Below are 6,589 nucleotides of genomic sequence, written 5' to 3' on the forward strand. Positions count from 1 at the left end.
TGGCCCATGTCTTCCACGGTGAGAACGGCTTCCTTTTCTCGTCGTTCGAGATGTAATTTGATCGCCATGCCGGGGTTGGAATAACGGCAGGCGTTGTCCAGCAAATTGCCGACCGCCTGGGCCAGCAATGCCGAGGAGGCCTTGGCCCGCAAGCCGGTGTTGGTTGTCCCAAGGGAGATATCCGCCGCCCGTTCGTGGCCGGCCCAGCTTTTGACAAACTCACGCAGCCAGACATCCAGTTCGATCACGGCCGTGTCCGGCGATTTGGCGTCGGCATCCGCGCGGGCGAGGAACAACAGCATCTCGATGAGTTCTCGCATCTGCATGGCCTGCCGCTGGACGGCTTCCATCGCCCGGCGATAATCCTCCGGGGAGCGTTCCCGCCGCAGGGCCACTTCCAATTGACCGAGCATTCCTGTCAACGGCGTGCGGAGTTGATGCGAAGCTTCGGCGGTGAAGCGACGTTGTCGGGCGAAGGCATCGTCCAGACGAGCGAGCAGATCATTGAAGGCGGTTCCCAAGTTGGCGAGTTCGTCGTTTGTCTTCGGATCAGGCAACCGTTCGTCAAGCCGGTCGGAGGAGATCAGCCGAACCGTGCCCGCCATGCGGGTGAGCGGGGCCAGCGCCCGGCGGCAGAACCAGCGGCCGAGGATGGCAGTAAGCGTCCACGCCGCGAGTGAAAGCCCTGCGAGCGTGGCCGCCAGCCAGCGAAGATCGTCGTGAATTGGCCCGAGCGGTTCGGCGGTCACAAAGAGAAACGCGGCAAATCGGTCATGCCTGCCTTTGCATTCCTGACCGGCCATCGGAAAATTGGCCGGAAGGATGGTTCGGCGGATGAGCCTCCAAGGCTTCCCTTTGTAACTGATATCCTCTTGTTCGATTCGCTCGTCGTCATGGGGCGGCAGCAAAGCGGAAAGCATCGGCCGCATTGATGGCGAGCCATCCAGCCAGTTTCCGTCCGGGCCATATAACGCCCACGGCAAAGAACTGTCGCGTTTTAACGCCTCGGTCCGGCGTACTTCCGGCTCCCATTCCAATCCCTCGGGCGTGTCTTCCACGGAGGCCACCAAGGAATCAATCGTTCCCTTGGCCCGCGAGTCGGCTTCCCGATAAAGGTGATCCCGGACGAGCAAATACAACCCGGCCGAGAACCCGGTCAGCACGACCGCGAGGGCCGCCAGAAAGAACAGCGTGAGCCGGTTGGTGAGAGTCATCGGGCCAAATCCCCGGCCGCTTTTTCCGCTGACACATCGGTTTGCCTCGGGGAAGTGATTCGCCCGGCGATCCCGGCCACCACATGCTGGACCAAGTTATAGAAAATGATCGGCAACATCACGTCCGGCAGGTGCGACAGCGTCCCGGCGGCCAGCACCAAGCCGGTGCCGTTGTTGTTCATCCCCAGCCCGTACATGAGGGACATTCGCCGGGAATCGTCCGCACGGCCGAGGCGGGCCAGCAACGCCCCGGCCACAAAACCGGCGACGCACAAACCGGCCACCACCACCAGCATCACTCCCAGAAAATCCCAATCCGGGTTGGCCAGCGTGCCCGGCAGGGCCACGGCCGCGTTGGAATAGCACAACGCCAGCAACACCACGGAATTGACGAGTTTGAGAACCGGCTTGACCGGCTTCAACGCCGCCTCGCCGACAATGGCGCGAACACCGATCCCGGCCAGCGAAGGCAGCATCACAAAGGTCAGGAGAAACGAACTGGTGCCGTTCCCCGCGAGTTGATGCAAACAGTCGGCAAATGTCCCGTTGGCCACCCAGCCAACGGTATGCAGCACCGCCGGGGTGGTGAACGGACTCAGGCAGGTGGAGGCGACGACCAAGCCGAGACTGAGGGCCAGATCGCCGTTCGCGTTCTGACTCCAGGCGGTCGACGACCCGGCGATGGGCATGGAGGCCACCAGCGCCAGCCCCACCAAAATGCACTGCACTTCCTCGGGGTTATGCCAGAATTTCAGCGTGAGAGAGATTCCCAAGATGAAACCCAGCGGCACCACGAGATTGCCAAGCAACCCGCCGAACAGAATCAGCGGCCGACGCACCAATCCCACGAGACGACCCGGTTGAACCCCGAGGCCGGCGTTGAACAAAAGACTGGTCAGCAACACCGCCGGGAGAGGTAACTCCGTGTGCCGGCCGAAGCAATCGACCGATCCGAGATTCACATGCCGAAGCCACAAGCCGGGAAGCGGCAGAAACGCGGCAAACCCGTAGGCCACGATCACAAACCAAAGCAGATAATGATGGACGAACTCGGCCATTCGCCCGATGGTGTGGTTGTCGTTTTTCATTCCTAACTTCCTTCCTCGGAATGATGGAACACATAGCCCCGGCCGCGGACGGTTTGGATCAACCGCGGGCCATGAGCCTCCAATTTTCGGCGAACCTCCATCACATGCACTTCGAGCGTGTTGGAAAGTCCGTCGTATCGTTCGTCCCATACTTGTTCGTAAATGCGGGTGCGGGAAAGCACCTCGCCGGGATGCCGCAGGAAAAACAACAGCAGGGCATATTCACGGGCCGTGAGGTCCAGCCGTTGCCCGGCTCGTTCGACCCGTTGACTGGCAAGGTCCGCCGTCACATCGGCGACCGCCAAAATCGTCCCCGATCGCCGATCCCCTCGTCGGGTCAGCGAGCGGACACGGGCCAATAATTCTTCAAATGCAAACGGTTTACAGAGATAATCGTCGGCCCCGCCGTCGAGGCCGCGAACCCGGTCCGAGATGGCGTCTCGGGCGGTGAGAAACAGCACGGGTGTTGTCCCGCCATCCTGCCGATGGCGTTGCAAAATCCCGAGTCCGTCAATCCCCGGCAGCCACCAATCCAGCAACACGACATCCCACGCTTCCGTCGAGAGCCGGTGCCAGCCCGTCGTCCCGTCGGCCGCGTGTTCGACCGTGAAACCTTCCTCCCGCAACCCCCGGACGACAAAGTCCGCGATGTCCGGTGCGTCTTCGACGAGAAGGATGCGGAGGCCCATTTTGGTTGTTGTCTCGGATGCGGGTTTCAATTTTGGTTTGTGACACGGATCGGGAAAATGACACGGTGACAAAAAACAAATGTCGGAGCAAGGCTTCTATTTCAACGCGAGCAATGTGCCTTTTGTCACCTTGTCACCTTCCGAGCCGTGTCACCTTGTCATCTTCCGAATCGTGTCACAATCCGAGCCTTATCACTTCTTCTCTTCCTTCTTCTTTTCCTTCACTTCTTCCGTCGTCAGAATCTTCCCGGCCGGGTCGAGGGCCACTTCAAGGGTCTTGCCATCGGCTGTTTTCACGGTGACTTCGTAGACGGTCTTTTCGCCCTTGGTCACTTCTTCGGCTTCCTTGACGGTGGCCTTCGGGTATTTGGCTTCGACGGCTTCCGCAACGGCCTTCGGAAGATCCTTGACGGCGATTTCCTTTTCAAGCTCGACGATCTTGCCTTCTTCGGTCAGCTTGATTTCCAGTTCCGTCTTGCCGTCCTTGATCTTCACTTCGTACACCGTCTTGCCGTCTTCTTTTTCCTTTTCCCCGCTGACGAGTTCGGCCTTCGGGAACTTGGCCTTCACCGCGTCAACGATGGCCTTCGGCAAATCCTTGACGGCGACCTTCTCTTCGTCGGCCCGCACGGCGGCAGAGCCGATCACCAAAACCAACCCGGCCAGCAATCCCGTGACGTAACGCATGCGTGTCTCCCTTTGTTCAGAATGGACGGGCTCTTGGCCCGACGTGGGAGATAATACGGCAGGCCCGTGAACTTCGAGTGAGCCGGAGATAAATTCCAGCTTATCTCCGAGAAGGGCGCTATTTCCGGAGCGTCCGCCTTATTCGGGCCGGTCAAGGATCTCGCGCACTTTGAACTTCAAGGCGTTGATGTTGAAGGGTTTTTGCAGGAAATCGACGGCCGCTTTTTCGATTCCCTGTTGCATGAGGATATCGTCCGTGTGCCCGGACACATACAGCACCCGCAATTCCGGGATGAGCGCTGTCAGCCGGTCGGCCACTTCCCGCCCGGATAGTTGGGGCATCATGAGATCGGTGATTAACAGACGAATTTGCTTGCCGTGTTTCTCGGCCAGGGCCACGGCTTCGAGTCCGTTCGTCGCCTCCAGCACGTCATAACCGACCCGTCGGAGGATCATGGTGGTCATCCGGCGGACCATTTCCTCGTCCTCGACGAGCAGAATGGTTTCATGACTCTTCACGGGCGGTCTGATTTCCGGTTTGATTTCCGGAGGAGCCGGTTTGGGGATCAACGGCAGGCAGACCCGAAACTTGGTCCCCGTTGCGAGTTTGCTTGTGACATCAATGTGGCCGCCGCTTTGCCTGACAATTCCATAGACCGTGGCGAGACCAAGGCCGGTCCCCTCGCCGACGCCCTTGGTCGTGAAGAACGGCTCGAAGATGCGGCCCATCACCTCGTCGGACATCCCGCAACCATTGTCGCTGACCGACAGCATGGCGTACATGCCCGGCTTCAGGTCGGGATGGAGGCGGGTGGTCGTCTCGTCCAACTCGATGTTCGCCGTGACCAGTTCCAGCCGTCCCCCGTTCGGCATGGCGTCGCGGGCGTTGGCCGTCAGGTTCAGGATCACCTGCCCGATCTGTGTCGGATCGGCCGTCACCTCGCCGAGATCGGCGGCCATCTCGACGGCCAGTTCAATGTTCGTCCCGAGAAGCCGTCTGACCATTGCCCCCATGTCGCGGACAATCGTGTTCAGGTTCAGCACGCTGGGGACGAGCATTTGCTTGCGGCTGAACGCCATGATCTGCTGGGTCAGGGCGGCGGCGCGTTTTCCGGCATCGTGGATGTGTCGCGAATAATCAAGGCGGTCCGCGGGGGGCAGGTCCTCGACGAGAAGGAGTTCGCTGAACCCGGTGATGACGGTCATGATGTTGTTGAAGTCGTGGGCGATGCCTCCCGCCAGCCGGCTGATGGCCTCCATCTTTTGGGCTTGCCGCACATGATCCTCCAGCCGGCGGCGTTCGGTGATGTCCCGGAACACCAGCACCGCTCCGGACACCTTCCCGCTCACATCACGGATCGGGGCGGCACTGTCGTCGATCGGTCGTTCCCTCCCGGTTTTGTCAATCAGCAGCGTGTCGGGGGCAAGCTCCGAGGTTTCCCCTTTTTCCAAGGCATCCAGCACCGGGTTTCTGACCAACTCGCGGTTTCGCCTCCCGATGATGTGAAAGATCTCCGACAGGTCGCGGTCGAGGGCGTCGGCCAGCGTCCACCCGGTCAGTTGCTCGGCCAGCGAGTTCATGAAGCGCACGCGACATCGCTCATCAGTGGCGATCAGGCCGTCACCGATGCTGCCGAGGGTGGCCGCCAGCCATTGCTCGTTTTCTCTCAGCCGCTGTTGCATTTTGTGGCGATACAACCCAATCTCGATGGCCGTCTGAAGGTCTTTCTCCTCGAACGGCTTCAAGACATATCCGAACGGGTCGGTCAGCTTCGCCCGTTGAAGAGTGGCGTGGTCCGAGTTGGCGGTGAGATACACCACCGGCACGTTGATTTGCTCGTGAATCCGCGTCGCCGCCTCCACGCCGTCGATGCCGTCGCCGAGGGTGATGTCCATGAGAATCAGATCGGGGCGGAGCTCGATCGCCTTCCGGACAGCTTCCTCTCCGGTCGTGGCCGTCCCCGCCAGCGCATACCCCATGATCCGCAATTGCTTTTCAATTCCCAACGAGATGATTTTCTGGTCCTCAACGACGAGGATGGTGGTCGGGTTCATGCAGAAGTTCCTGTGGGGACATGATTGTCAGTTTTGGGGAATCGGACGGTGAAGACGGTCCCACGGCCGCCGGTCAGGGTGATTTCACCACCAAGTTGCTCGATCAGGGTGTTCACTAACTGTAACCCGAAAGACGAGCTTTTGCGATAGTCAGTGTCCGCGGGAAAGCCGGTCCCGTTGTCGGAGACAATGAGGATGTTGGCCTCGCCGTCACGGCGAAGGGACACCCGAATGCAACCCCCCTGTGTGTCCGCGAAGGCGTGTTTGAGGCAGTTCGACATCAATTCGTTCAGGAGCAGGCCGCAAGGGATGGCCGTGTCGATAGGCAGCGGCGGGATGTCCACGTCGAGTTCCAACTGGATGTCGTTGTCCGACACTTTGTAGGCCCGATAGAGGTCGTCCGCCAGTTGCCGGACGTAGTCGGTGAAGTTCACACCGGCCATGTCCTGCGAGCGGTATAGCCGTTCATGGATAATCGCCATTGACTTGACCCGTCCGCGGCTCTCCTTGAACATGGTCAGCGCCTTCGAGTCCGTCGTGTGGTCGGATTGAAGGTCGAGCAATGTGGAAACGATTTGCAGATTGTTTTTCACCCGATGATGGATTTCCTTCAGAAGAACTTCCTTCTCCCGGAGCGACGCCCTGATTTGTTCCTCTGCCGCCTTGCGTTCGTTGATGTTGCGGGTCACCGTGACGAAACCCATATGGCGGCCCGCATTGTCATTTAGCGAGGTGACGGCGGATTCGGCCCAATACACCGATCCGTCCTTCCGCACCCGTCGGCCATCCTCCACATGGCGCCCTTCCACTTTGGCGATTTGCAACACCGTGGCGGGGCGGGGGCCCCCCCCGCCCT

Annotated in this window: 6 protein-coding genes; all 6 read right to left on the minus strand. The window is 60.1% G+C overall.

Annotated elements, in window-relative coordinates; all coding sequences use genetic code 11:
• A partial coding sequence (locus tag BGIM_RS51785; protein ID WP_193789006.1) for a histidine kinase dimerization/phospho-acceptor domain-containing protein occupies positions 1-1,214 on the minus strand: 1,214 nt, incomplete at its 3' end.
• Positions 1,211-2,302, minus strand: a complete 1,092-nt coding sequence (locus tag BGIM_RS0122160; protein ID WP_020471923.1) for a bile acid:sodium symporter family protein — start codon at positions 2,300-2,302, stop codon at positions 1,211-1,213. The genes BGIM_RS0122160 and BGIM_RS51785, both read right to left, overlap by 4 nt.
• A gap of 2 nt (positions 2,303-2,304) precedes the next feature.
• Positions 2,305-2,991 (minus strand): response regulator transcription factor, encoded by a 687-nt coding sequence (locus tag BGIM_RS0122165; RefSeq protein ID WP_020471924.1) that lies wholly within the window; start codon positions 2,989-2,991, stop codon positions 2,305-2,307.
• Positions 2,992-3,183: 192 nt separating this feature from the next.
• A complete protein-coding gene (locus BGIM_RS0122170) occupies positions 3,184-3,678 on the minus strand; it encodes a PepSY-like domain-containing protein (protein ID WP_020471925.1) in 495 nt (164 codons plus the stop codon).
• Between the two features lie 138 nt (positions 3,679-3,816).
• Complete coding sequence (locus BGIM_RS0122175) at positions 3,817-5,733, minus strand: ATP-binding response regulator (protein WP_020471926.1); 1,917 nt, start codon at positions 5,731-5,733, stop codon at positions 3,817-3,819.
• A partial coding sequence (locus tag BGIM_RS65965) for a sensor histidine kinase (RefSeq protein ID WP_193789007.1) occupies positions 5,730-6,589 on the minus strand: 860 nt, incomplete at its 5' end. The genes BGIM_RS65965 and BGIM_RS0122175, both read right to left, overlap by 4 nt.

This window comes from Zavarzinella formosa DSM 19928 (assembly GCF_000255705.1).
Taxonomy (GTDB): domain Bacteria; phylum Planctomycetota; class Planctomycetia; order Gemmatales; family Gemmataceae; genus Zavarzinella; species Zavarzinella formosa.